This window comes from Isoptericola halotolerans, from assembly GCF_013149785.1.
GTDB classification, from domain to species: domain Bacteria; phylum Actinomycetota; class Actinomycetes; order Actinomycetales; family Cellulomonadaceae; genus Isoptericola; species Isoptericola halotolerans.
The window spans coordinates 107,120-131,103 of record NZ_JABEZU010000002.1 but is presented as its reverse complement, the minus strand read 5'-3'; the positions used below and the strand labels follow the sequence as shown (position 1 = coordinate 131,103).

At 72.9% G+C, this 23,984-nt stretch carries 21 protein-coding genes, 1 tRNA gene and 1 other RNA gene; 9 read left to right on the top strand and 14 right to left on the bottom strand.

Annotated elements, in window-relative coordinates; genetic code table 11:
* Window positions 1-49: 49 nt before the first annotated feature.
* Window positions 50-940 carry a MetQ/NlpA family ABC transporter substrate-binding protein gene (locus HDG69_RS08320; protein WP_171783340.1) on the bottom strand — a complete coding sequence of 297 codons (891 nt, stop codon included), beginning with the start codon at window positions 938-940 and terminating at the stop codon, window positions 50-52.
* Between the two features lie 351 nt (window positions 941-1,291).
* Window positions 1,292-1,388, bottom strand: an RNA gene (gene ffs / locus HDG69_RS08315) — signal recognition particle sRNA small type.
* A gap of 145 nt (window positions 1,389-1,533) precedes the next feature.
* Here ffs and HDG69_RS08310 point away from each other — a divergent pair.
* A tRNA-Ser gene (locus tag HDG69_RS08310) sits at window positions 1,534-1,618 on the top strand.
* A gap of 101 nt (window positions 1,619-1,719) precedes the next feature.
* On the opposite strand, the gene HDG69_RS08305 is transcribed toward HDG69_RS08310, so the two are convergent.
* Window positions 1,720-2,274 carry an ICP22 family protein gene (locus HDG69_RS08305; RefSeq protein ID WP_171783339.1) on the bottom strand — a complete coding sequence of 185 codons (555 nt, stop codon included), beginning with the start codon at window positions 2,272-2,274 and terminating at the stop codon, window positions 1,720-1,722.
* A 245-nt stretch (window positions 2,275-2,519) separates the two neighbouring features.
* On the opposite strand from HDG69_RS08305, the gene HDG69_RS08300 reads away from it, so the two are divergent.
* The 3 genes from HDG69_RS08300 (at window position 2,520) to HDG69_RS08290 (ending at window position 5,472) form a co-directional block, all read left to right on the top strand.
* Complete coding sequence (locus HDG69_RS08300) at window positions 2,520-4,313, top strand: glycoside hydrolase family 35 protein (RefSeq protein ID WP_171783338.1); 1,794 nt, start codon at window positions 2,520-2,522, stop codon at window positions 4,311-4,313.
* Window positions 4,314-4,484: 171 nt separating this feature from the next.
* A complete protein-coding gene (locus HDG69_RS08295; RefSeq protein ID WP_171783337.1) occupies window positions 4,485-4,781 on the top strand; it encodes a type II toxin-antitoxin system VapB family antitoxin in 297 nt (98 codons plus the stop codon).
* Between the two features lie 37 nt (window positions 4,782-4,818).
* On the top strand, window positions 4,819-5,472 hold the full coding sequence (locus HDG69_RS08290; protein WP_171783336.1) for a LytR C-terminal domain-containing protein: 654 nt from the start codon (window positions 4,819-4,821) through the stop codon (window positions 5,470-5,472).
* Between the two features lie 45 nt (window positions 5,473-5,517).
* Here the strand turns inward: HDG69_RS08290 and HDG69_RS08285 are convergent, their stop codons facing one another.
* From HDG69_RS08285 to HDG69_RS08260, 6 genes are all read right to left on the bottom strand, one after another.
* Window positions 5,518-6,834 carry a uracil-xanthine permease family protein gene (locus HDG69_RS08285; RefSeq protein ID WP_171783335.1) on the bottom strand — a complete coding sequence of 439 codons (1,317 nt, stop codon included), beginning with the start codon at window positions 6,832-6,834 and terminating at the stop codon, window positions 5,518-5,520.
* Between the two features lie 74 nt (window positions 6,835-6,908).
* On the bottom strand, window positions 6,909-9,029 hold the full coding sequence (locus HDG69_RS08280) for a glycosyl hydrolase (protein ID WP_171783334.1): 2,121 nt from the start codon (window positions 9,027-9,029) through the stop codon (window positions 6,909-6,911).
* Complete coding sequence (locus HDG69_RS08275) at window positions 9,026-9,757, bottom strand: efflux RND transporter periplasmic adaptor subunit (protein ID WP_171783333.1); 732 nt, start codon at window positions 9,755-9,757, stop codon at window positions 9,026-9,028. Before HDG69_RS08275 ends, HDG69_RS08280 begins: the two co-directional genes overlap by 4 nt.
* Window positions 9,754-11,445, bottom strand: a complete 1,692-nt coding sequence (locus HDG69_RS08270) for a glycosyltransferase family 2 protein (RefSeq protein ID WP_171783332.1) — start codon at window positions 11,443-11,445, stop codon at window positions 9,754-9,756. Before HDG69_RS08270 ends, HDG69_RS08275 begins: the two co-directional genes overlap by 4 nt.
* Before the next feature lie 262 nt (window positions 11,446-11,707).
* A complete protein-coding gene (locus HDG69_RS08265) occupies window positions 11,708-12,631 on the bottom strand; it encodes an LLM class F420-dependent oxidoreductase (RefSeq protein WP_171783331.1) in 924 nt (307 codons plus the stop codon).
* Between the two features lie 19 nt (window positions 12,632-12,650).
* Entirely contained in the window at window positions 12,651-13,268 is a 618-nt protein-coding gene (locus HDG69_RS08260; protein ID WP_171783330.1) for a mycothiol-dependent nitroreductase Rv2466c family protein, read from the bottom strand.
* Between the two features lie 119 nt (window positions 13,269-13,387).
* On the opposite strand from HDG69_RS08260, the gene HDG69_RS08255 reads away from it, so the two are divergent.
* Window positions 13,388-13,615 carry a hypothetical protein gene (locus HDG69_RS08255; RefSeq protein ID WP_343036344.1) on the top strand — a complete coding sequence of 76 codons (228 nt, stop codon included), beginning with the start codon at window positions 13,388-13,390 and terminating at the stop codon, window positions 13,613-13,615.
* A gap of 58 nt (window positions 13,616-13,673) precedes the next feature.
* On the opposite strand, the gene HDG69_RS08250 is transcribed toward HDG69_RS08255, so the two are convergent.
* The 3 genes from HDG69_RS08250 to HDG69_RS08240 are packed head-to-tail and all read right to left on the bottom strand — an operon-like array spanning window position 13,674 to window position 16,947.
* On the bottom strand, window positions 13,674-14,258 hold the full coding sequence (locus HDG69_RS08250; protein WP_171783329.1) for an ECF transporter S component: 585 nt from the start codon (window positions 14,256-14,258) through the stop codon (window positions 13,674-13,676).
* 59 nt (window positions 14,259-14,317) lie between these two features.
* Complete coding sequence (locus tag HDG69_RS08245) at window positions 14,318-15,154, bottom strand: energy-coupling factor transporter transmembrane component T (RefSeq protein WP_343036343.1); 837 nt, start codon at window positions 15,152-15,154, stop codon at window positions 14,318-14,320.
* The gene (locus HDG69_RS08240) at window positions 15,151-16,947 is read right to left on the bottom strand and encodes an ABC transporter ATP-binding protein (RefSeq protein ID WP_343036342.1); all 1,797 of its coding nucleotides are present in this window, start codon (window positions 16,945-16,947) and stop codon (window positions 15,151-15,153) included. The genes HDG69_RS08245 and HDG69_RS08240 overlap by 4 nt, the downstream gene beginning before the upstream one ends.
* 122 nt (window positions 16,948-17,069) lie before the next feature.
* Here HDG69_RS08240 and HDG69_RS08235 point away from each other — a divergent pair, with 122 nt between their 5' ends.
* Both HDG69_RS08235 and pnuC read left to right on the top strand, forming a co-directional pair.
* A complete protein-coding gene (locus HDG69_RS08235; RefSeq protein WP_171783328.1) occupies window positions 17,070-17,840 on the top strand; it encodes a TetR/AcrR family transcriptional regulator in 771 nt (256 codons plus the stop codon).
* A 9-nt stretch (window positions 17,841-17,849) separates the two neighbouring features.
* Window positions 17,850-18,551, top strand: coding sequence for a nicotinamide riboside transporter PnuC (gene pnuC / locus HDG69_RS08230; RefSeq protein ID WP_171783327.1), 702 nt, complete (start codon window positions 17,850-17,852; stop codon window positions 18,549-18,551).
* A 10-nt stretch (window positions 18,552-18,561) separates the two neighbouring features.
* Here the strand turns inward: pnuC and HDG69_RS08225 are convergent, their stop codons facing one another.
* On the bottom strand, window positions 18,562-19,872 hold the full coding sequence (locus HDG69_RS08225; RefSeq protein ID WP_171783326.1) for an ABC transporter substrate-binding protein: 1,311 nt from the start codon (window positions 19,870-19,872) through the stop codon (window positions 18,562-18,564).
* Between the two features lie 244 nt (window positions 19,873-20,116).
* Between HDG69_RS08225 and HDG69_RS08220 the strand changes: the two genes are divergently transcribed.
* Both HDG69_RS08220 and HDG69_RS08215 read left to right on the top strand, forming a co-directional pair.
* On the top strand, window positions 20,117-20,806 hold the full coding sequence (locus HDG69_RS08220) for a GOLPH3/VPS74 family protein (RefSeq protein ID WP_171783325.1): 690 nt from the start codon (window positions 20,117-20,119) through the stop codon (window positions 20,804-20,806).
* A gap of 83 nt (window positions 20,807-20,889) precedes the next feature.
* Window positions 20,890-22,467 (top strand): NAD-dependent epimerase/dehydratase family protein, encoded by a 1,578-nt coding sequence (locus HDG69_RS08215; protein ID WP_171783324.1) that lies wholly within the window; start codon window positions 20,890-20,892, stop codon window positions 22,465-22,467.
* A 121-nt stretch (window positions 22,468-22,588) separates the two neighbouring features.
* Here the strand turns inward: HDG69_RS08215 and HDG69_RS08210 are convergent, their stop codons facing one another.
* Window positions 22,589-23,836, bottom strand: a complete 1,248-nt coding sequence (locus HDG69_RS08210; RefSeq protein WP_171783323.1) for an acyl-CoA dehydrogenase family protein — start codon at window positions 23,834-23,836, stop codon at window positions 22,589-22,591.
* Between the last annotated feature and the right edge of the window lie 148 nt (window positions 23,837-23,984).

Here is a 23,984-nt window from a genome sequence, read left to right as displayed (position 1 = left end):
CCGCGGGTACTTCTCGAGCGCCTGCGGTACTACTTCGCGGGGACGGAGGTCACTGGTCGGCGAGGTTGGTCTGGATCTCGGCGAGGATCGCCTGGAGGTCGGCCGCGTCGTTGTCCTTGATGACGCCGGTCCCGCCGGACGCCTCGATCACGCCCTGCTCGATCTCCTCGGTGTGGAAGATCTCGACGAGGCGGTTGAGGGTCACGTCCTCGGCGTCCTCGGCGCGGGACACCCAGATGTTGATGTACGGCTCGGCCGCAGAGGCGTCCGGGTCATCGGAGTAGATCGCGTCCTCCGCGGTCAGGCCCGCGTCGCCCACGAAGTCGTTGTTGACGATCGAGGCGTCGACGTCCTGCAGCGCGAGCGCCGTCTGCGCGGCGTCCACCGGGGTGACGGTCACCCGCGACTCGTCGGCGAGCACGTCGGCCGGCGTCGAGAACGAGTTGCCGCCGTCGCGCAGCGCGATCAGGCCGGCCTCCTGCAGCACCAGGAGGGCCCGAGCCTGGTTGGTGTCGTCGTTCGGGATGGCGACCTCGCCCCCCTCGGGGATCTCCTCGACGCTCGCGTGGGACGTGGAGTACAGGCCCAGCGGGTAGACGGCGGTGGCGCCGATCGGGGTGAGGTCGTCGCCGCGTGCCACGTTGTAGCCCGCGAGGAACTGCAGGTGCTGGAACTGGTTGAGGTCCAGGTCGCCGTCGCTGAGCCCCTGGTTGGGGAGCTGGTAGTCGGAGAAGTTGACGATCTCGACGGTGATGCCGTCGGCGGCGGCCGCCTCGGCGAACGTGTCCCAGTAGGCCTCGCCGGAGGAGACGACACCGATGCGGACCGGGTCCTCGGTGGTGCCCTCGGCGACAGGCGTCTCGGCGCCGCTGGCGCAGGCGGCGAGAGCGAGGACGGAGGCGGCGGCGCCGGCGGCGAGCAGGGTGGAGCGCACAGACATGAGGGAGTCCTTCCAGGGACGCGACGGCGCGCGGCGCCGTCGCGGAGAACAGGGAGAGGCAGGCAGGCCGCGGCCATCAGCGCGCGGCGGGCGCAGGGAGGGTGGGTGTCGTCATGCCCGACGACGGTGCGGGAGCGCTGTCAGCGCACACGCATTCGGGTGCGCCGCCACGCCGCACGGCACGTCCGGCCGCGCAGCGGGGTGCGCGCGGTGCGGGGAGCGGTGGCGTCGAAGCGGTGCATGGCTCAACCTGAACACCGCGAGGGCCACTTCTCCAACTCGACGACCCTGAAATCCCACCATGCGGATGCGGATCGTCTTGCTCCGTGAGAAACTGCTGGTCACCGAGACGCAAAGGACCCCTCGCGCACCCACCAGAGCTCACTTACCCTTGCTGCCTTCCGGCCCTGGGGGAGTTCGGCGAGGTGATGCCGCACGAGGGGTCTGCCCCTACCCTAACCGAGACCCACGCCTGTCCCGAAACCGGCCGACGACGACGTCGCGCACCTCACAGACAGCCGATTCGGAGACCTGCCGGTCCGTCCGCTATCCTGCTGGAGTTGCCTGCGCCGTGGTGCGTAGGTGGCACCAGAGGAGGATTCGCCTAGCGGCCTATGGCGCACGCTTGGAAAGCGTGTTGGGTTCACGCCCTCGGGGGTTCGAATCCCCCATCCTCCGCAGCGAGCCCGCCTCCCGCACCGTGGTGCAGGAGGCGGGCTCTCTTGTCTGCGCAGGTCTGCACGGGCCGGTGCGCGCGAGCGGACCGGTCCGCGCCGCGGTCACTCCTCGACGACGAGCACGGTCTCCTGAGCCCCGTCGACACACTCGTCAGGCACGCCGTCCACGGCGCCCAGGGGGACCTCCACGGCGGTGAAGTCGAAGTCCTCCCCCACCGCGACGGTGCCGATCGCGGGCGTGGTCACCGACGGCCGGGCGTCGCGCAGGACGAACTCCGCGTCCTCGGCGAAGACCACCAGCTGCGGGGGCGCGCCGTCCTCCACCGCGAAGCAGCCCCCCGGGCCCGTGATGAGCATCCCGGAGAGCTCCTGCGCCTCGCCGTCGGGTGCGTCCGGCGTCGCCAGGCCGATCGGGCCGTCCCCGTCGGCCTCGACCGTCAGGGACGCCTCGGCCTCGTCGTCCGCAGCACCCTCGTCGCCCTCGCCCCCCGCGTCGGGTGCCTCGCCCTCCGCCGTGGACCCGCCGGCCTCCTCGGTCTGCCGCGCGTCCGGAGCGCCGGGGTCGCCCTGCTCGGGCTCACCGCCCGTGCAGCCGGTCAGCGCCGCACCCATCAGCAGCGCGACGAGCGCGACGCCGCGTCCACGTGCTCTTGCCATGTTCGATGCCTCCAGGTTTCCCGGCACGGCCGGGCGATGCGGACAGCCCCCGAGGAGTGATCGTCAGCACCCTCGCCGAGCGATCGTTCGACCCGGTCGCGAGAAGTCCGCTCCAGGACGTCGTGGCCGATGACGTCAGCAGGGTAGCGGTCGCTCCTGACCAGGTCAATCAGTCCCTGACGTCCCCGGAGCCGGCCCTCCGCGGGGAGGACCCGCACCACCGACGACCGTGTTTAAATCGGTTCATGCCCTCCTTCGACATCGGTGACGAAGACTTCCTCCTCGACGGCCGCCCGCTGCAGATCGTCAGTGGCGCGCTGCACTACTTCCGCGTCCACCCCGACCAGTGGGCCGACCGTCTCCGCAAGGCCCGCCTCATGGGACTGAACACGATCGAGACGTACGTCGCGTGGAACTTCCACGCGCCCGCACGCGGTGAGTTCCGCACCGACGGGCCGCGCGACCTCGGCCGCTTCCTCGACCTGGCCGCCGCCGAGGGCCTGCACACCATCGTCCGCCCCGGCCCCTACATCTGCGCGGAGTGGACCGGCGGCGGGCTACCGGCCTGGCTGTTCACCGATCCCACCGTGGGCGTGCGACGTGCCGAGCCGCAGTTCCTCGCGGCGATCGAGGACTACTACGCGGCCGTGGCGGGCATCGTGGCACCGCGACAGGTGACGGCGGGCGGGCCGGTGCTGATGGTGCAGGTCGAGAACGAGTACGGGGCGTACGGCGACGACCCGCTCGCCGAGCGACAGCACTACCTGCGCACGCTGACCGCCATGCTGCGTCACCACGGCATCGACGTGCCGCTGTTCACCAGCGACCAGGCGAACGACGAGCACCTCGCACGCGGCGGGCTGCCCGAGCTGCACCGGACGGCGAACTTCGGCTCACGCACCACCGAGCGCCTGGCGACCCTCCGCCGCCACCAGCCCACCGGCCCGCTGATGTGCACGGAGTTCTGGGACGGCTGGTTCGACTCCTGGGGTCTGCACCACCATGTCACCGCCCCCGAGGCCAACGCCGCCGACCTCGACGCCCTGCTCGCCGCGGGCGCGTCGGTCAACCTCTACATGTTCCACGGCGGCACCAACTTCGGGTTCACCTCCGGCGCCAACGACAAGGGCACGTACCGGCCCCTGACCACGTCGTACGACTACGACGCGCCGCTCGCCGAGCACGGCGCCCCGACGGCGAAGTTCCACGCGCTGCGCACCGTGATCGCCCGGCACCGGCCGGTCCCCGACGAGCTCCCGACCGAGGCGTCGCCCGCCCCGGAGCTCACCGTGTCGCTGGACCGACACGTGCCGCTGGACGAGGTGGTCGGCCTGCTCGGCACGGCGCAGCGGTTCGAGCACGCCCCCACGCACGACGACGTGGCCGCGTGGGACGGCTTCGTGCGGTACCGCACGCACATCACCGCCGACGACGCCGTCCTGGTGGTCGACGAGGTTCGCGACCGCGCGCTCGTGGCCCTCGACGGCGAACCGGTCGGCCTGCTCGACCGCACCACGCACACCACCGCCGTCGCACTGCCGGCCCGCGCCGGCGAGCTCACCCTGCTCGTGGAGGACGCCGGTCGAGTCAACTACGGCCCGCGCATCGGCGAGCCCAAGGGCCTGATCGGCCCGGCGCGGACCGCCCGGCGCGAGCTCACCGGGTGGGACGTCACCCCGCTGCGGTTCGACGACGACGGCGGGACCCTGCGCGAGGAGGTCACGGCGGCACTGCGGGCGGCGGCACCCTCCGGAGCCGACGTGCCGCTTCCCGGTCCGGTGCTGGTCCACGGCACCTTCGCGAGCGCCGAGGGCGCCGACCACTTCCTGGCGCTCGACGGCTGGGCGAAGGGCGTGGTGTGGTTCAACGGGTTCTGCCTGGGCCGCTACTGGAGCGCCGGGCCCACGCGCACCCTCTACGTCCCGGGACCGCTGGTACGCGCCACCGGCAACGAGATCGTGGTGCTCGAGCTGCACGGGACGAGGCGCAGCACCGCTCAGCTGGTGGCCGGGCCGGGTCTCGGCCCGACCGAGGAATGACCGTTGCCCGGGTTTGCGTGATGCCGGTCACCCCGGTTGCCGCCACCTGCGCGAACTCTGTGACGACGATGTGTTCGCTCGACGAAGGTCGACCTGATCGTGACACGATCGTGACGATCTCTTGGCCCGAGTGGCACCCCGGGGCACAGGCCCACCTCTACGATGACAGCCATGATCTTCAAGTCCGTGGGCGATGGTCGTCCCTACCCGGACCACGGGCGCGAGAGCACCAACGACTGGTCGGACGTGCCGCCCCGCCAGGTCCGGCTGGACGAGCTCGTGACCACCAAGCGCACGCTGGACCTCGACGCCCTGCTCGCCGACGACTCGACCTTCTTCGGCGACCTGTTCGCTCACGTGGTCGAGTACCGGGGCACGCTGTACCTCGAGGACGGGCTGCACCGGGCCGTCCGTGCCGCCCTCCAGCAGCGCCCGATCCTGCACGCCCGCGTCCTCGTCGTCGGATGAACGCTCGGCATCGACGATTCTCAGGTAGTTTCTTCGCGTGACATCACCAGCCCAGGATCCGGCGCGGATCGCCCGCCGACGACGCAAGCACGAGCGTCAGGCCGTCGTCTTCGGGCTCATCATCGCCTTCCTCGTGATCCTCGGCCTCGGTGCGCTCGCCATCTACACCGAGACGATCGACTCGCCGATCTCGGAGCCCATCTACACCCCGAGCACGACGGTGGAGAGCATGGCACCTGCCTGCCTGCCCGAGCAGGAGGACTCCCCGGACGGCGCCACCCCGCTGGCGTACGACAAGGTGCGGGTGCGCATCTTCAACGCCGCCGACCCGCGGTTCGCCCTCGCCGGCGCGAGCGCCGAGGTGCTCGCCGACCGCGGGTTCGACGTCCGCGCTACCGGTGACTGGCCCCACCTCGTCGAGGGCTACTCGCAGATCCGCTACGGTGCCGCCGGGATCGTCCAGGCGTACACCCTGGCCGCGCAGTACGAGGACATCGACCTGGTCCTGGACGACCGCGCGGGCAGGGTCATCGATCTTCTCGTCGGCACCGGCTGGACCGAGCCGCTGGACACCGCGGAGGTGCCCCTCGCGGCCGACCAGCCGCTGGAGAACATGCCCGGCTGCGTCCCGGTCGAGGACCTCGAACCGATCGAGCGCGAGTACGGCATCGGCCGCGAGCCCGACGCCTGACCTGAGGCAAGAGGCCCGGGCTCGTCGTCCCGAGACCGGCCCCTGCTACGGCAGCGGTCGGTCCGGCTCCTCGGCGCCCGACGACGGTGCGGGCGTCGTCGTCGGCACGACGGTCCCGCGCCACCGCCCGATCGCCCGCATGCCGTGGTAGATCACCAGCGCCGCCGCGGTGCCCAGCGCGATCCCCTCGAACGTCACCCCGCCCGCCGACCACGTGTAGTTCGCGATGCCGATCACCAGCGGCACCGCCGCCGTCGCGAGGTTGACGGGGTCGGCGAAGTCGACGCGGTTCTGCACCCAGATGCGGAAGCCGAGGACGCCGATCATGCCGTAGAGGATGGTCGTCACCCCGCCCAGCACCCCGCCCGGCACGGTGTTGATCACCTCGCCGAACTTCGGGGAGAACGACAGCAGCAGCGCCGTCGTGCCCGCGACCCAGTACGCGGCGGTGGAGTAGACCCGGGTGGCGGCCATGACGCCGATGTTCTCGGCGTAGGTCGTGGTGCCGGAGCCGCCGCCGGTCCCCGCGAGCGTGGTGGCGACACCGTCCGCGAACAGCGCCCGGCCCATGCGGTCGTCCAGGTTCTGCCCGGTCATCGCCGCGACCGACTTCACGTGCCCCACGTTCTCCGCGACCAGGACGAACACCACCGGGAGGAACAGTCCGAGCACGCTCAGCTCGAAGCTCGGTGCCGTGAACTCCGGCAGACCCCACCAGCCGGCGTCCTTGACCTCCGTGAAGTCGACCTCGCCACGCCACACCGCGAAGGCGTACCCGACGAGCACGCCGACGAGGATCGACAGCCGCCCCAGGATGCCGCGGAAGAGGACCGAGACGACCAGCACCGCCACGAGCGTGACCAGCGCCGTCACCGGAGCGGCCGAGAAGTTGTCCCAGGCCGCGGGCGCCAGGTTGAGCCCGATGAGCGCGACGATCACCCCGGTCACCACGGGCGGCATCACGAGGTCGATCCAGCGTGCCCCGGCGCGGTGCACGACCGCGCCGACGACCATCAGCAGCACCCCCGTGACGAAGATCCCGCCGACGGCCGCCGCCTGTCCCTGGGACGCCGTCGCCGCGCCGATGGGCGCGAGGAAGGCGAAGCTGGACCCGAGATAGCTCGGTAGCCGGTTGCCCGTGATGAGCAGGAACCCGATGGTCCCGACCGCCGAGAAGAACAGCGTCGTCGACGGCGGGAAGCCGGTGATCAGCGGCACGAGGAACGTGGCGCCGAACATCGCCACGACGTGCTGCACCCCGATACCGACGGTGCGCGGCCAGGTCAGCCGCTCCCCCGGCGCCACCGCCTCGCCCGGCGCGATCGACCGGCCGTCGCCGTGCTTCGTCCAGCCCCACTGCATCCGCGCGCTCCGTCCGTGAAGGTCCCGTGAACTCCGTCGGACACCCTACGGCGCGCAGCGCGGACGACGCCGGTCTACCCCGCGTGCGCCCGCAACCAGGCCAGCAGCCAGGATCGCGTCGAACCGTCGTCGATCCGCTCGTCCGGCAGGTCGCGCGCCACCTCGAGCGCCGCCTCGGCGTCGGCGGGCCCCAGCATCGCCGCGTACATGAGGAGCTGGTCGCCGAACATCACGTCCCAGGTCGAACGGTCCTCCCAGAGGTCGTCGGTGCCCAGGGCCTCGCCGAGGTTCGCCCGGACCCGGTCCGGGTCCTCGCCCAGGTAGCCCGAGACCCCCGTCACGGGCAGCACCACGATGCCCAGCGCGGCACTGGGCTCGGCCGAGAACCAGGTCGCCCGTTCCCGCTTGCCGTCCCACACGAGCGACGTGACCGACGCCTCGAGGCCATCGGTCGCCGGGTCCGACGTGTCGAAGTCCGTCCAGTAGGCACGGGCCGAGGCGGCTTCGAGGGCGAGCATCCACCGCGCCTGCTCCGTCAGCCCGCCGTCGTCGAGCCCGGCGCCGACGCGGGCGTCCGCCCACAGCGCCAGCCCGTGCCAGGCGGACACCGCCTCGGACGCGGACTCCTGGTTGTTGCCGTCGGCGAAGGGCGCCTGCCCAGAGGCCCACGAGTGGCCCATGACGACGTCGAGCACACGCAGGCCGGGCATCGGCGGACCGTCGGGCACCGGCACGTCGCTCACCGCCGCCACGTCGGCGGCGAGCAGGTCCAGCACCGGGGCGAGGTCGCGCACGAGGTCGGGGTCGTCGGCCGCGGCCACCCCGGCCGCGTACAGGAAGTACCCGTAGTGGAAGTGGTGGTCGTTGCCCTCCTCCGACCCGAACGACGTCGCCTGCCCGACGACGGTCCGCAGCGTGGGCTCCCACGTGAAGCAGCGCTCGGGGCGCTCGACGCACCCGTCCGGCTGCGCCCAGGTCCGCAGGTCCGCGGCGACGCTCTCGTGCAGGTCCGCGGCGACGCCGTCGAGCCCGAGCTCGACGGCCAGCGTCCACAGGTTCGCGTCCCGGGCGAGCGCCTTGCCGCCGAAGTACGTGTCCGCCGGGCGGACGTCGCCCAGCACGGCAGCGGCGTCGGTGCGCACCTGGTCCGCGAGCGCGTCGCGCTCGTCGTCGTCCAGGCCCGACAGGTCGAGGCCGGGCGCCGGTTCGCGGACGGGTGAGCGCCACGACAGCGTCGACGTCAGGCACACCTCGGCCGTCCCCCGGACGGTGGCGTACGTCCCCCGCGCGCAGCTCTCGGCAGCGTCCGCGGTCTGCTGCTGGTGGGGCCAGCGCACGACGACGGCGGGACCGCCCGAGACCGTCGCGTAGGTCACGGAGGTGGTCGCCTCCTCAGGTGACGTCTCGTGGTGGACCTCGGAGCCCGTCACCGGGTCCCGGGTCGCCTCGACGAGCTCGGCGAGCCCATCCGGGCCTTCCCCGGGGTCGGGAGCGACCAGCCAGGACACCGTCTGCCCGGCGGTCAGGGCGAGCGAGGTCCCGGCCAGGGCGTCGGCCACGTCGAGGTCCCCCGCACCGACCAGGGCGTGCGTGCGCTCGTCGAGCTCCGCGGTCACGACGTCGTCGGGCAGGCCTGCGGCACCGGCGGAGAAGGCGACGCCGAGCCCGAGGTCCTGGTCGGTCGTCGCGGTGTAGGTCAGCACGGGTGAGCCGCGGGTCAGGTGCAGCCGGCCCCGCACCGTCTCGTCGCCGGCGACCAGGTCGACCGTCACCGTGGCGGCGTCGTAGGCCACCACGACACCGGTGACGGGCTCGCGCAGGTCCATCTGCACCTGCGGTGCGTAGGAGCCCGACAGCACGCTGCCGTCCGCGCGCACCGTGGGCAGCCCGTACGCGAACCCGGACGCGGTGAGCCCGACGGCGAGCGGCAGCGGGAACACGGGCTGCGCAGCGTCGCCGAACACCAGCCCCGAGAACCACCGGTTGGTCGGGGGTGCGAGCCCGTCGGCCAGTCGCATCGCCCCGCCCCCGCGGTCCACGGACGGCAGCACGGAGGGGTCCACGGAAGGGGGTGCGGCGTCCGCCACTCCCGCCCCGGCCGACGGCGGCGGGGGTGGGGCGTCCACCGTGGTGCATGCCGTCAGGAGCGCCGCCCCGACGACGGCCGCCGCCAGGCACGCCGACCCGCGGCTCACAGCCCGATCCTCTGCAGGAACCGCTGGAACGCGAGGTCGACGTCGGACATCGCCCCGCTGTCGTGCAGCTCGACGCTGGCCACGACCGGGGTGCCTGGCTGCGCCAGACCCGCTCCTGCCTGCTGGTCCAGGGTCGCGCTGGAGACGACGACCTGAGCCTCGGCCATGTTGCGGGTGCTGCTGACGGCGATCGAGACGACCTCGCCGGGCACCTCGCTCTGGTCCGGCAGGGTGATGCGGACGTACGCGCCCTGCCGGATCCGCGCGAAGTCCGCGGGGTCGAGCAGCAGCCGGGCGTCGACCGTGGTCGAGCCCTGCCGGTAGAGCGAGGCGACGACCTGCCCCGACTGCACGAAGCCGCCCGGCGTGGACAGGATCGAGGACACGACGCCGTCGACGGGCGACACGACGGTCATCTGGCCGTCGCGGCTGATCTCGTAGGACGCCGCCTTGCGGGAGACCACCCCGATGGACAGGTCGTGCGCGAGCAGCAGGCTGCGCATCGTGAACAGCGGGTCGCCCTGCTCGACGTCGTCGCCAGGTTCCACGTGGGACTCCACGATGGTCCCCGCGTAGTCGGCCCCGACGGCGACCTCCTCGGCGACGATCGTGGCCTGCGCGGCGGTGACCTGGCTCATCCGGCGGTTGAGGACCAGCGTCAGTGCGGCGCACAGCGCCAGCACGACGACGACGCCGACCGCGAGCCGGAGGCGGGTGGTCCAGGTCATGCGACACCTCCGGGGACGACGGCGCGGCGCGAGCCCCGTGCGGCACGGTGCTCGCGCACGGCGGTGAGCAGGAACCCGCCGAGGATCAGGGTGTTGGTGACGTTCCACGCCACCGACAGGTTGGTGAGCGCGTCACCGCCGTACTGCCACACCCCCACCACGGAGGTGACCAGCAGGAAGACGAAGCAGAGGGTCTGCGGCACGACCACCTCGAACGGGCTGGTGGGTCCGCCGGCCCGCCCGGTGACGGACCAGGCCTGTTGCTTGCCGGTCAGGGCGTTCCAGAACGCCTTGACGTAGATGGGCCACGAGACCGCGGCCAGCAGGAGCACCTCCCAGCGGAACGACCCGAGCGTGAAGAACGCGATCGCGATCTGCAGGCCGTAGAAGCCGAGGTAGTACAGGGCCCAGGTCCCCGGCGACACGTCCAGGCGCATGGGGGCGAGCCCCAGGTAGATCTGCAGCGGCGGGACGACGAGCAGCAGCAGCGGCGCGATCCCGGAGAGGTAGTGCGTCGAGGTGACGAAGTACTGGAGCCGCTGGTCGAGGGTGAGCTCGCGCCGGCGGGACAGGGGGTTGTGCTGCAGGAGGATCTCGAACCCGCCCGTCGCCCAGCGCAGCTGCTGCTTGGCGTAGGCCACGATCGTCTCCGGGGCGTCGCCGACGGCGAGCGTCTGCGGGATGTACACCGACCGCCAGCCGCGCTCGTGCAGGTGCAGGGACGTCCAGACATCCTCCGACTTGGAGTCGGTGCACATCCCTCCGATGTCGTCGACGGCCGAACGCCGGAAGACGACGTTGGTCCCCACGCAGAACGCGGCGTTGAACCGGTTGCGCCCGGGTTGGACGAACCGGTAGAAGACCGCCTGCATGTACCCGGCACCTCGCGAGATGAGCGAGGTCATGTTGCCGTACGTCTGCGGCGACTGGACGAACGCGACGTCCTCGCGCACGAAGAACGGCACGGTCTCGACCAGCAGCTCGGGCCGGGGCACGAAGTCGGCGTCGAGGATGGCGAACAGGTCGCCCTTGGCGATGCTCAGCGCGTGGTTGACGTTGCCGGCCTTCTGCCCGCCGCCGGACAACCGCCGGACGTACCGGGCGCCGAGCGTGGTCGCGAGGTCGCGCACCTCGTCGGAGCGGCCGTCGTCGAGCACCCAGGTGCGGTGCTCGCCGTGGACCGCGACGGCGGCCCGCACGGTGCGGGCGATGGTGTCCACGTCCTCGCCGCAGGTGGTGACGAAGACGTCCACCGTGACGGGCCGCTCGCCCAGGTAGAGCTGCCAGCGCGTCGGGTCGCCGGCGGCGTCGTCGTGCAGGACCTGCGGGGTGTCGAAGAGCCGCTCGCGGGCCTGGTGATAGGCGAAGTCGCGCGGGTCGTAGCCGGAGGACAGCACCGTCCACATCGCCAGCAGGGCGAGCACCAGCAGGATCGTCTCGGCGACCATGACGAGCACGTAGGGCAACCAGTCGCCGCGATGGTCCGGGTCGAGCAGGAACACCGCATAGGCGACGGCCCCGAGCGTCGCGAGCAGCATGATCAGCATCAACGACGGCGAGTGCGCGGCGGCGTTGGCGTCACGGCGGCGCGCGGCGGCCTGGGGGTCCCCCTGGATGGTGGTCGCCCGGGGTGTCGGAGGAGGACCTGGCCGGGGCGGAGGGGCGGAACGGGTGTCGAGCGACGTCATGGGCGTGTCTCCTCACGAGAGCACGTACCGCTGCGGGGATGACCGGGCGCTCCAGGAACCTCCCTGGGAACGACGAAGGTGGGCTCCCCGTTCGCCGGAGAACCCACCTCGTCGTCTGGGACCAGACGCTAGAGCGCCGCGATCCCCGTTGTCACGGGTGAAAGCGTCCCCCTACCGCATCCTGCACGAACCGGCAACCGCACCGACCGCGGGCCGCAACGCCCCGTTCACACCGCCGCGTCGTGGGCGCTCGCCGCTCCGGTCAGAGCTGCGGGACGACCTCGCGGGCGACCAGGTCGAGGTGGTCGAGATCCTGCTGGTCGAGGACCTGCAGGTAGACGCGCTCGACGCCCTGGTCGCGCAGGGAGGCCAACCGGTCCACGGCCTCGGCGACCGTCCCGGCGATCCCGTGCTCGCGCAGCTCGGCAGGCTCGCGCCCGATCGCCGCGGCCCGGCGGGAGAACTCCGCCTCGTCGGACCCCACCGCGAGGACCAGTGCGACGGACTGGGTCAGCGAGCCCGCCGGGCGGCCGGCGTCGGCCAGCGCCTTCTCGATCACCCGGATCCGCGGGCCGATCGAGTCCAGCGCGGGGAAGGCCTGGTTGTACTCGTCGGCGAACCGGGCGGCGAGCGCCGGGGTGCGCCGCGGCCCGCCCCCGCCGACGATGATCGGGATCCGCCCCTGCACCGGCTTCGGCAGCGCCGGGGAGTCCGCCAGCGTGTAGTGCTGCCCGGCGAAGTCGTACGTCTCACCCACCGGGGTGCCCCACAGGCCGGTGAGGATCTCCAGCTGCTCCTCCAGGATCCCGAACCGCTTGTCGGGGAACGGGATGCCGTAGGCGGCGTGCTCGGCGGCGAACCAGCCGGTCCCGAGGCCGAGCTCGACGCGCCCGCCCGACATCTGGTCCACCTGGGCCACCTGGATGGCGAGCACGCCGGGCAGCCGGAAGGTCGCCGAGGAGACCAGCGTGCCGAGACGGACCGTCGACGTCTCCCGGGCGATGCCGGCCAGCGTCGTCCAGGAGTCGGTCGGCCCGGGCAGTCCGTCGCCACCCATCGCGAGGTAGTGGTCGGAGCGGAAGAACGCGCTGAACCCCAGCGTCTCGGTGGCCTGGGCGACGGCGAGCTGGGTGTCGTACGAGGCTCCCTGCTGGGGCTCGGTGAAGATGCGCAGGTCGAGGTTCATGTCTCTCCTCGGTCGGGGCTCAGGCGTGCACGGGACGCTCGGTGCGCGTCCGCTTGAGCTCGAAGAAGTGGGGGTCGGCGGCGAGGGTGACGGCGGCGTCGAACAGCCTCACGGCGTCCTGGCCGCGCGGGACGCGGGTGATCACGGGGCCGAAGAACGCGACGCCGTCGACGTGGATCGTCGGGGTGCCGACCTCGTCGCCCACGGGGTCCATGCCGGCATGGTGCGAGGCGGCCAGCGCCTCGTCGTACGCGTCGGACGTCGCGACGTCGGCCAGCTCTGCGGGCAGGCCGGCCTCGGCGAGCGACTCGCGGATCACGGCGTCGAGGTCCTTGTTGGCCTGGTCGTGCCAACGGGTGCCGAACGCGGTGTAGAACGCGGACAGCGCCCCGGCGCCGTGGTCGGCCTGCACGGCGGCGGCGACCCGGCCGGAGCCGCGGCTCGCCTCGATGCGCTCGCGGTAGTCCGCGGGGATGTCCTTGTCCTTGTTCAGCAGGTACAGGCTCATGAGCCTGATGGTGAGGTCGACGTCGCGGTGCTGCGCCACCTCCAGCGCCCAGCGCGAGGTCACCCAGGCGAACGGACAGGTGGGATCGATGTAGACGTCGACGACGGGCGTGGTGGTGTCGGTAGTCATCCCCCGCACAGTACTCGCCGACGCGAATCGGTTCGAGCGATCCACGAGCGTCTCTGTTCGTCAGGGAACCACGGCTGATCCCTGACGAGCAGAGACGCTCGTGGCGCTACGCTCGTCGGGTGCTCTCGTCGGTGCGATCGATCCGCTGGTCCAGCCTCGCGATGGTGGCCGGTGCCGGCGCGATCGCCGGGCTCTGTCTCCTCGTCGCGCTGCGCGGCCGGCCGTGGGCGTGGCTGCCGTTCGTCTTCGCCGCGGCGATCGTGGTGCGCGAGGTCCGGCTCCTGCAACGCGACCGACGGCGGCACGTCGGGTTCGACGAGCCCGACCGTCGCGAGCAGTCCGGCTGAACCGCCCCGCGCGCCACGGCCCGTCGAGCGCTGCGCGACGACGCGTCAGCACGCAGCGCTACCGCAGGGCGTCCTGCGCCACCTCGCCGGCCGCGACGTCGCCCCGAGAGGGGACGAGGCCGCGGGCGACGCCGGCCTTCGCCAGGCGCCGCGCCAGCAGCCGCCCGAGCCAGGTGCAGGCCAGGAAGCTGCCCATCATCAGCACCACGAACGTCACCAGGACGGCGGGCGCCATCGCGTCCATGTGGAACGCCGCCCAGCCCGAGGCGACGTACAGCGCGCCGAAGACGAGGGCGTCGACGTAGTAGAGCCAGGCGGACCACACCCGGTACCTCGTCACGAGGAACGCCAGCTCGACCGCGACGCCGGCCAGGAGGCAGGTCACGATCGACCAGGCGCCCACCGGCGAGGCGGAGGAGACGACGCCGGCCACGAACGTCGTCAGGACCGCCGCCCCCGGTCGGCGCAGCAGCGCGAGCGCGAGCACCGGGCCGATGACCCACAGCCCCACGAGCGGGGCGTACGCCATCGGTGCGGAGGCTGCCAACGGTGCGCTGACGAAGTTGGCGGGGATGAGCAGGACACCCATGGCGGCACCGATCGCGGCGCACGTCATGAGGAAGCGGGTGGTGAGGGTCTTCATGGCACTCCGATGGTCGGCAGAGGTCGGGGGTCGGGTGAGCAGAGGTCGGGCGAGCGCGGTCAGCGCAGCAGGGCGGCCAGGACGGCGCATCCCGCGCCCCCGGCCCAGAACGAGACGAGCAGGACGACGTCGCAGACGCGGAAGGGCGCGGTGACCCGGTCGGTGCGCCGCGGGTGGGCCCCGAAACCGCGGGCGTCCATGGCCAACGACACCCGTTCCGCGTGCCGGATCCCCCCGGCCAGCAGAGGGACCACGTAGCCGGCCTGCCGCCGCACGGCCGCGAACGGGCCACGACCCGGGGCGACGCCGCGGACCCGGTGGGCGCCACGGATGACCTCCAGCTCGTGGGAGAACCGCGGGACGAACCGCAGGGCCGCCAGCGCGGCGTACCCGATCCGGTACGGCAGGCGCGCCTGCTGGGTCAGGGCCCGCACGAAGTCGGCGCCCGACGTCGTGAGCCCCCCGAGGAGCACCAGCATCAGCAGCGCGACGGTCCGCACCGCGGTCGCCAGCCCCGTGGCCAGGGCACCGGACCACACGTCGAACCCGCCGACGGTCGCCAGCAGCGTCGTGTCCTGGACGGTGGCAGGGTCGGTCAGCAGCCCGAAGGAGAACGTCATGACCAGGCACAGCGCCAGGGCGCCCAGGGCGACCGCGACGAGCACCCGGGGACGCAGGCGGCCCATGACGGCCAGCACGGCGATGGCAGCCAGGGCCACCAGCGCCGGGGTCAGCACGTCACGCGTGGTCACCAGGAAGACCATCACCGGGACCGGCCCGAGGATCTTCACCAGCGGGTTGTAGGTGCGCAGGTCGCCCAGGCCACCGGGGCGGGGGCCGGCCGTCGCCGGTTCACCGGTCGGCGCGACCGTGTCCACGACGGCGGCCGTGGTCACGCGCCCACCGTCGCGAGCCCAGGGGCGGGCAGGTCGGCGAGCCGGGTGACGGCACGCCACGCCGGGTCGGGCAGCGCCCTGGTCGCCCGGGCGAGCGGGGGCGTCCGCAGCCCGGCAGCCGCCAGCACGCGGTCGTCGCCGAGGACGACGGCGGGCGGACCGTCGGCGAGCACCCGCCCGTCGGCGAGCGCCACGACGCGGGTCGCGTGCTCGGCCACGAGCTGCATGTCGTGACTGACCACCACCACGGTGGTGCCGCCGTCGTGCAGGGTGGTGAGCAGGTCGAGGAGCTCGACGGCGCGCTCGCGGTCCTGGCCGTAGGTGGGTTCGTCCAGGACGAGGACCTCGGGCCGGCACACGATCGCGGTGCCGACGCTCAGGCGGCGCTTCTGCCCGCCGGACAGCCAGAAGGGGTGGCGGTCGCGCAGGTCGGCGAGACCGAAGCGCTCCAGCACGTCGTCGACCCGGGCCGCGACCTCGGCGTCGGGGACCCCGCGGACCCGCAGCCCGTGGGCGAGCTCGTCGTCGACCCGACCGGTGACGAACTGGTGCTCGGGGTTCTGGAAGACGAAGCCGACGGCGGTGGTGAGGTCGGCGGGGTCGGCCCGGCGCGGGTCGAGACCGGCCACCCGCACCGTCCCGGTGACGGCGCGGCGGCGGGGTCGCAGCACGCCGGCGACGACCTGGGCGAGGGTCGTCTTGCCGGCGCCGTTGCCCCCGACGAGGGCGAGGAAGTCCCCCCGGTCGACGGCGAGGCTCACGTCGTCGACGGCGGTGGTGGCTCCGCGTCGCACGGTGAGGTGCTCGACGGTGATGACCGGTGGCGCCGGCCGGTCGCCCGCGGCCGACGGCGGCAGCTGCGGGCGGTGCAGCACAGCCGGCGGGTGCGGCTCCGGCGGGCTCGGTGCCGGCAGGCTCGGTGCCCCGGCGAGGACGGTGGCGAGCTCGGCAGGGGTCAGCGGCAGCCGGTCGACGGCGACCCCCGCGGCACGCAGCCGCAGCGCGGCGAGGGTGGCGGTGGGCAGCCACACCCCGAGCTCGGCCAGCAGCTCGGCCCGGCCGGCGAGGACCTCCCGCACCGGCCCGGTGGTGGCGACGTGACCGGCGTCGTCGAGCACGACGACGCGGTCGGCGATCTCGACGGCGGCGTCGAGGTCGTGCTCGACGAGCAGCACGCCGCGGCCCCCGGCGGCGGCGACCGACCGCAGGACGGCGTAGACCTCCTCGACACCGGCGGGGTCGAGGTTGGCCGTGGGCTCGTCCAGCACGAGGAGCCGGGCGTCGGTGGCGAGCGCGCAGGCGAGGGCGAGCCGTTGACGACCACCGCCGGACAGCACCGCCGGGTCGTCCTCCCGACGCTCCCAGAGCCCGACCTGGCGCAGCGCCGTCTCGGCCCGCGCCAGCACGTCGGCGACCGGCAGGCAGAGGTTCTCCGGCGCGAAGCAGACCTCGTCGAGCACGGAACCGGTGACCACCTGCGCGTCCGGGTCCTGGAAGACCATGGCGACGTCGGCCGTCAGCAGGGGCGGTCGGCTCCGCGCGACGTCTTGCCCGCCGACGTGCACGCTGCCGCCGACGTCAGCACCGACGACCTGCGGGACGAGCCCGTTGGCGGCGAGCGCGAGGGTGGACTTCCCGCAGCCCGAGGGGCCGAGCAGGAGCACGACCTCTCCGGGCTCCACGACCACGTCCACGCCGTCGGGCGCGGGTGCGCCGAGCCGGTGGCCGCCGTCGTCGAGCGGCAGGTGGTGCCGTACGCGCAGGCTGCGTACGTCGAGGAGCGGAGGGGTCACCGAGTCAGGATAGGCAAACCTCACCCCTGCTGGCGAGAGTCGTCCCGGCTGCCGGACGCTGTGGGGCGGCCCGGTGGCCGCCACCCGACGGCGAGGCGCCGCTGCGGAGTAGCCTCCTGCCCATGACTGCCGTCCGGACGCACACCCACGCCCAGGCTGTCGACGCCGCGATCGACCTGTTCTCCCGCCAGGGGTACGAGCAGACCACGGTCGAGGAGATCGCCGACGCCGCGCAGGTCAGCCGTGCCACCTTCTTCCGCCGGTTCCGCTCCAAGGAGGACGTGGTCTTCGCCGACCACGAGCTGCTGCTGGAGGAGGTGGTGGTCATGCTGGCCGCCACGAGGCCGGAGGCCCGCGACTCCGTCGAGGCCGGGACCCGGGAGACCGTCTGGGACCCCGCCGTCGACCCCTACCTGGAGGTCTGCCGCGCCGCCCGGCTGGTGTTCGACCACCACGTGGGCCAGCGCGAGACGTCCCTCGCCCGGCACCGCCTGCTGCAGGAGGTGCCGGCGCTGCGGGACCGCGAGCTCGTGACCACGCACCGCTACGAGCGCGCCTTCACCGCCTACCTGCGCGACACGCTGCCCCCGGACCGGTCCACCACGACCATGTCGATCGCGTTCGCCGCCTCGGTGGTCGCCGTCCACAACGCGGTGCTGCGCCGCTGGCTGCGCAACCCGCACCTGGACCTGCGCCCCGACCTGGAGGAGGCGTTCGCCGAGCTGCGGCGCGCGGCGTGGGCACCCGGGGCCGAGGGCGGTACCCCACCGGCCTCGACAGGGACGTCGGACCAGGCCGGCGAGGGCTCGACCCGCCGCGTCGTCGTGGCCGTCCTGGACGCCGACGCCGACGCCGACGACGTCGCGCGGGCCGTGCGCGACGTGCTGGCCTGAGGCCGCGCGATGATCGAGTGGCTGTTCGACGCCACGTTCACCGTCGGTGACGAGCAGGTCCTGTGGCGCGAGGTGATCGGCAACGCCTTCGGGCTGGCCTCGGCGCTGGGCGGGATGCGGCGCAAGGTCTGGGCCTGGCCCGTGGGCATCGTGGGCAACCTGCTGCTGTTCACCGTGTTCATGGGCTCGCTGTTCGGTGACGCGGACCGGGTCACCATGCTCGGCCAGGCGGGCCGGCAGGTGATGTTCATCGCCGTGTCGGTGTACGGGTGGGCGCGGTGGCGCGAGACCCGTCGCCAGGACCTGGAGGTCCGCACCGACGGCAAGGTGCCGTCGTCGGGCGGGGCGGGGGTGCACCCGCGGTGGGCGACCTGGCCGCAGCGCGCGTTCCTCGTCGGCGCGCTGGTGGGCGGGACCCTGCTGCTCACGCCGTTGTTCACGGCGCTCGGTTCCTACAAACCCGTGTGGGCGGACGCCTGGATCTTCATGGGCTCGCTCCTGGCGACGTACGGCATGGCACGCGGCTGGGTGGAGTTCTGGCTGATCTGGGTGGCCGTCGACGTCGTGGGCGTGCCGTTGCTGTGGAGCGCCCAGTACTACGCGACGTCGTTGATGTACGTCTTCTACGGCGTCTTCACGCTGGTCGGGTTCTTCGTGTGGTGGCGGGTGCACCGCCGCGAGCAGGAGGGTGCCGTCGGCACGACGGCGTGACCCGGCCGCCTCACAGGGTGTCGTTCATCGCGTCGGCGAAGCCACGGGCCGAGAGCTCGCCGGTGAAGACGAGGTGCAGGTTGTCCAGGAGTGGCCCGGCCTGCTCGGGCGGGAGCGCCTGGTCCCACGAGAGCTGGAAGTGCGGCGCCGACTCGACCATGTCGTAGACGAACCGCAGGTAGTCGGCGTTCTCGAGGCGCTTGATCTGACGCTCCAGGTCACGGACGGGCGGGACGGTGCGCACGATGAGGAACCGGTCGACCTCTCGCTCGGCGTACGTCTGCTCGACGAGGAAGTCGATCGCGACCTGCTGCGCCTCGGGGCTCGCGGCGGACGACACGGACCAGAAGTTCGCGGGGTTGCCCACCACGTTGTCGGCGTCACCCGCCCCGCCCTCCACGTCGGGGAACCGCGCGAAGCCGAGGCCGTCGTTGGCGATGAGCGCGGGGGCCTCGGTGAGGAAGTCGGGGTAGACCCAGGCGCCCTGCAGCACGAAGGCCGCCTGGCCGGAGGCGACGAGCGAGACGTCGCCCGAGCCGTCGGCGAGGGTCCCGGTGAAGTGGTCGCCGAAGGCGCCCGCGTCCACGAGCTGGCGGATCATCCTCAGCGCCTCGAGGATCGCGGGGTCGGACCACGCCCCGGGCTCGCCGTCGACCACCCGCTGGAACACCTCCGGCCCACCGACCCGGTCGGTGAGGTACTGGATGTACATCAGCTCGGGCCACCGGCTGCCGCCCGCGAGCGCGATGGGCAGCACGCCGTCGTCCTGCAGGACGTCGACCGCGGCGAGCAGGTCGTCGAAGGTCTCGGGCGGCTCCAGCCCGACCCGCTCCAGCACCTGGGCGTTGTAGTAGAGCACCACGGGCTGGGTCTGGTTGTTCGGCACGGCGTAGGTGCGTCCGTCGACCTCGCCGTTCGCGGCGACGGCCGGCAGCACCCGGTCGAGCACGGGCCCGACGGCGTCGCTGAGGTCGACGACGGCGTCCTCGGCCACGAGCCGGTCGAGGTCGGCGCCGGCCCAGCCGAGGATCAGGGTGGGCGGCTCACCGGTCTCGAGCGCCTCGCCGATGCGTGTCTTGTAGGCGTCGTTCTCGAGCCACGACACCTCGATCGTGTCGTCGGGGTGATCACCGTTCCACGTCTCGAACGCCCCGTCGAGGACGACGTCGCTGCCTCCGGAGAGCGCCCAGGCGGTGGCCGCGTGGGTGTCGACCGCGGGATCCGCGCGGGTGCCGGCCTGAGGGTCCTCCTGGGCGCACGCAGCGAGCAGCAGGCTCGATCCGGCCGCCCCCGCCAGGATCTGCACGTACCGTCGCCTCATCGCCTGCACCCTCCACGCCGTCGTCCGGGTACCGGTCGGTCTCGTCGTCGAAACCGTTTTCTTCCGGTGGGTCGAACCATAGAGGAAGCCGCCTGCACCCGGTCAAGGGGGCGCAGGTTTTCGACACCGGTGCGCCACCGTTTCGAAACTCGCTGACGGTGTCGTCGCGATCTCCACCCGACGACGGACCGGCGTCACCCGTCCGACGGATCCGCCCGCGGGACGCACCCGGAAGGATCGGAGCATGATCATCGCCGAAGACCTGCTGCTCCTCGCCTACGACGACGCGACCGGCAAGCCCGACCCGGTGGTCGACAACCTCGACTACCGGCTCGCGGGCGCCCTGCTCGTCGAGCTGGCGCTGACCGGCCGCGTGCACGTGGTCGGGTCCGGGGCCGTCGCTGCCGACGGCTCGCGGCTGCGCCGGGGCACCGTCGTCGTGCGGGACGCCGCACCCACGGGGCACCCGGCGCTCGACCGGGCCCTCGCCGTCGTCGGCCAGAAGGCGCGCACGCCCTCGTCGCTGATCGGGCCGCTGTCCAAGGGTGCCCGCGAGCCCTTGCTGTCCGGTCTCGCGGAACGGGGGATCCTCCAGCGCGAGGAACGGCGCGTGCTGCGGATCTTCCCCACCACCGCCTGGCCGGCGACCGACTCCTCGCACGAGCTGCGGCTGCGCGCGGAGTGCGAGGCGGTGCTCCTCGGGACCCAGGAGCCCCGTCCGCAGACCGCGGCGCTGCTGTCCGTGCTGCGCGGCACGGGACTGGTCAAGAAGCTGGTCCCGCCGGGGCACGGCAAGGCGGCCGCGCGCCGGGCGAAGGGGCTCTCGCAGCAGTCGTGGGCCGACGACGCGGTCAGGAAGGCCGTCGACGAGGTCAACGCCGCGGTGCTGGTCGCCGTGATGGTCCCGGCGATGACCGTGGCCGCCTCCGCCTGACCGACGCCCGTCCTGACCGGCACCCGTCCGGGGCGGCACGCGAGGCGCCGTGCGACCATCGGCCGTCGATGCCACCGTGAGGCATGCGCATCGTCGTCGTCGGACTGTCCGGAAACGTCGGGACCGCCGTGCTGCGCGCCCTCCAGGCCGCACCGGAGGTCGACTCCGTGCTGGGGATCGCCCGGCGCCTGCCCGACCGCACCGCTCCCCCGTACCGGGACGCCGAGTGGGCGGCGCTCGACCTCACGGACCCGGACGAGGAGAGCGTCGTCGAGGGCCTCGCCGCCCACTTCCGCGGCGCCGACGCCGTCGTGCACCTCGCCTGGCTCATCCAGCCCAACCGCGACCGCGACCTGCTGCGCCGCACCAACGTGGACGGCACCCGGCGGGTGGCGAGCGCGGTGGTCCGCGCCGGCGTACCGCACCTGGTGGCCGCCTCCTCCGTGGGCGCCTACACGACGGTCGACGACGACGAGCCCCGCGGCGAGGACTGGCCGACGACCGGCATCCCCACGTCGCACTACAGCGTGGACAAGGCCGCGCAGGAACGGGTGCTCGACGAGCTGGAGCGCGACCACCCCGAGGTCGCCGTCGCCCGGCTGCGCACCGCCCTGGTGTTCCAGGGCGACGCCGGGCACGAGATCGTGCGGTACTTCGTCGGCCGGCTCGTCCCGATGAGCCTGCTGCGTCGGCACCGGCTGCCGCTGCTCCCGCTGCCCGCCGGGTTGCGCGTGCAGGCCGTGCACGCCGACGACGCCGCCGCGGCCTACGTGGCGGTCCTGCGGCAGCGTGCCACCGGCGCCTTCAACATCGCCGCCCGCGACGTGCTGCGCGGGTCGGACCTCGCGCGCCTGGTCGGCCACGGCCGGCTCGTCGAGCTGCCGCCGCACCTGGTGCGCACGGCCCTGGCGCTCGCGCACTCCGGCCGTGCCGTGCCGGCCGACCCGGGCTGGGTCGACATGGGCATGGGCGTGCCCGTCATGGACACCACGCGGGCGACGGCGGAGCTCGGCTGGGCGCCCGGCCGGACGGCGGCCGAGGCTGTCGAGGAGGTCGTCGCCGGTATGGCCGAGGGAAGCGGCCTCGGATCCGCCCCGATGCGGCCCGGTCCCGCCGTGGCCGTCGGACCGCCCGCGCTGCCCCCGCACGAGCAGGACGCCGCCGTCCCGCCCGGGATCGACCGGCACCTGTTCGGCCTCTACCTGTCCGAGCACCTGACGGGCGCCACGGCCGGGCTCGGCCGCCTCGAGCGGATGACCGACGCCTACCAGGACACCCCGTTCCACGCCGACCTCTCCGAGATCACCGAGCAGGTGCGCGACGAGCGACGGCTCTACCGCACCCTCCTCGCCACCCTCGGCATCCGCCGTCGGCGGTACCGGCAGCTGATCGCGGGCGTCGGCGAACGCGTGGGACGTCTCAAGCTGAACGGGCGGGTCGTCGAACGCTCCCCGCTGACGATGATGCTCGAGGTGGAGCTCATCCGGTCGGCGCTGCTGGGCAAGATGGGCGGCTGGCAGACCCTCCAGGAGTACGCGGACGACGTCGGGCTCGATCCCGAGCGTTTCGCCGACCTCATCGAGCTCGCCCACCGCCAGATCGCCGTGCTCGACCGGCTCCACGAGCACGTCCGCGAGCGCGCGTTCCGCACCTCTCCCTGAACGACGGAGCGCCACCCCGGATCCTTCGGGGCGGCGCTCGCCGCTGGGTGCACCGCGCCGTCGGCTGGTGGACGACGACGGTGATGCACGACCGGCGTCGACCCACGCCGGGAGCTGGTGGTCAGGCGAAGGAGGAGAGTCCCGTGATGTCGCGGCCCACGATGAGCGCGTTCATCGACTCGGTGCCCTCGTAGGTGTGCAGGGCCTCGATGTCGGCGAAGTGCCGCGCCACCCGGTTGGCCAGGAGGATGCCGTTGCCGCCGAGCAGGTCGCGGGCGACCGAGGCGATCTCGCGGGCCCCACGGGTGCAGGTGTACTTGGCCAGGGACGCCTGCTCGCCGGTGAGCTGCCCGGCGTCCGCGAGCTCGGTGAGCCTTCCGACGAGCAGCTGCATCTGGGTGAGGGTGGACAGCATCCGGGTGAGGCGCTCCTGCACCATCTGCTTCGCGGCGAGCGGCTTGCCGAACTGCACGCGCTGGCCCGCATACTGCACGGCGGCCTCGTAGCAGGCCACGGCGTGCCCGACCGCGGACCACGCCACGGCGAGGCGGGTCGCGAAGAGGACTGCGGCGGTCGCCTTGAACGAGGTGGCGCCGGGCAGTGCGGCGTCGGCGGGGACGAACACGTCGTCGAGCTCGATGTGCGCCTGCCAGATCGCCCGCAGCGCCATCTTGCCCTCGATGGTGGTGCCGGTGTACCCGGGGGCGTCCTGCGGCACGACGAAGCCGTGCACCTGGCCGTGGCGCTCGCCGGCGTCCGGGTCGTCGAGGCGGGCCCAGACCACGGTGATGTCACCGCAGGAGCCGAACCCGATCCACTTCTTCTCGCCGGTGAGGACGTAGCCGTCGACCCCGTCGCGGGTCGCCGGGCGGGCGACGGTCTCCAACGAGACGGAGTCCGAGCCATGGGTGGGCTCGGTGAGCGCGAACGCACCGAGGACCTCCCCGCGCGCCATGGGCTCGGCGTACCGCTCGACCTGCTCCGGCGAGCCGTGCATGACGATGGAGCGCAGCGCGAGGCCGCCCTGGACGCCGCAGATCGTGGCGACCGACCCGTCGCCGCGCGACATCTCCATGCTGGCGAGCCCCTCGGCCATGAAGGAGACCTGCGGGCGGCCGGGCACGTCGACGCCGTCGCGCAGGAAGTCGAGCTCACCGAGTCGCTTGACCAGGTCGAACGGCACCTCGGCGCGCTCCCAGTAGCCGTCGATGACGGGCAGCACCTCGTCCTGGACGAACCGGCGCACGGCGAGCTGGTGGTCACGCTCGGCCGGTGCGACGTCGGCGAAGGCGCGGGCGTAGTCGACGTCCGACGGCTGGGAGACGTCGTAGTCGGGGGCGGTGACGCCGGGCTGGTCGGGGCGGTTCATCGGTCTCTCACTCTCCACGGGGGCGACCGCGCCGCCGCAGAGGCTGGTGACGGCGGCGTCGGTCTGCCTCCATAGTGCGACGCGACGCAGTCTCAGTCAAGCGATACGGAGTATCACCTTGCCGCCTGGCCGGTTCTGATCGTCATTC

What these genes read in the sequence shown, in the direction of transcription:
- HDG69_RS08320 (WP_171783340.1), bottom strand. Translation starts at nt 940, where the DNA reads ATGTCTGTGCGCTCCACCCTGCTCGCCGCCGGCGCCGCCGCCTCCGTC.
- HDG69_RS08210 (WP_171783323.1), bottom strand. Translation starts at nt 23,836, where the DNA reads ATGAACCGCCCCGACCAGCCCGGCGTCACCGCCCCCGACTACGACGTC.
- HDG69_RS08285 (WP_171783335.1), bottom strand. Translation starts at nt 6,834, where the DNA reads ATGCAGTGGGGCTGGACGAAGCACGGCGACGGCCGGTCGATCGCGCCG.
- HDG69_RS08275 (WP_171783333.1), bottom strand. Translation starts at nt 9,757, where the DNA reads ATGACCTGGACCACCCGCCTCCGGCTCGCGGTCGGCGTCGTCGTCGTG.
- HDG69_RS08305 (WP_171783339.1), bottom strand. Translation starts at nt 2,274, where the DNA reads ATGGCAAGAGCACGTGGACGCGGCGTCGCGCTCGTCGCGCTGCTGATG.
- HDG69_RS08265 (WP_171783331.1), bottom strand. Translation starts at nt 12,631, where the DNA reads ATGAACCTCGACCTGCGCATCTTCACCGAGCCCCAGCAGGGAGCCTCG.
- HDG69_RS08295 (WP_171783337.1), top strand. Translation starts at nt 4,485, where the DNA reads ATGATCTTCAAGTCCGTGGGCGATGGTCGTCCCTACCCGGACCACGGG.
- HDG69_RS08225 (WP_171783326.1), bottom strand. Translation starts at nt 19,872, where the DNA reads ATGAGGCGACGGTACGTGCAGATCCTGGCGGGGGCGGCCGGATCGAGC.
- HDG69_RS08220 (WP_171783325.1), top strand. Translation starts at nt 20,117, where the DNA reads ATGATCATCGCCGAAGACCTGCTGCTCCTCGCCTACGACGACGCGACC.
- HDG69_RS08215 (WP_171783324.1), top strand. Translation starts at nt 20,890, where the DNA reads ATGCGCATCGTCGTCGTCGGACTGTCCGGAAACGTCGGGACCGCCGTG.
- HDG69_RS08270 (WP_171783332.1), bottom strand. Translation starts at nt 11,445, where the DNA reads ATGACGTCGCTCGACACCCGTTCCGCCCCTCCGCCCCGGCCAGGTCCT.
- HDG69_RS08260 (WP_171783330.1), bottom strand. Translation starts at nt 13,268, where the DNA reads ATGACTACCGACACCACCACGCCCGTCGTCGACGTCTACATCGATCCC.
- HDG69_RS08235 (WP_171783328.1), top strand. Translation starts at nt 17,070, where the DNA reads ATGACTGCCGTCCGGACGCACACCCACGCCCAGGCTGTCGACGCCGCG.
- HDG69_RS08250 (WP_171783329.1), bottom strand. Translation starts at nt 14,258, where the DNA reads ATGAAGACCCTCACCACCCGCTTCCTCATGACGTGCGCCGCGATCGGT.
- HDG69_RS08300 (WP_171783338.1), top strand. Translation starts at nt 2,520, where the DNA reads ATGCCCTCCTTCGACATCGGTGACGAAGACTTCCTCCTCGACGGCCGC.
- pnuC (WP_171783327.1), top strand. Translation starts at nt 17,850, where the DNA reads ATGATCGAGTGGCTGTTCGACGCCACGTTCACCGTCGGTGACGAGCAG.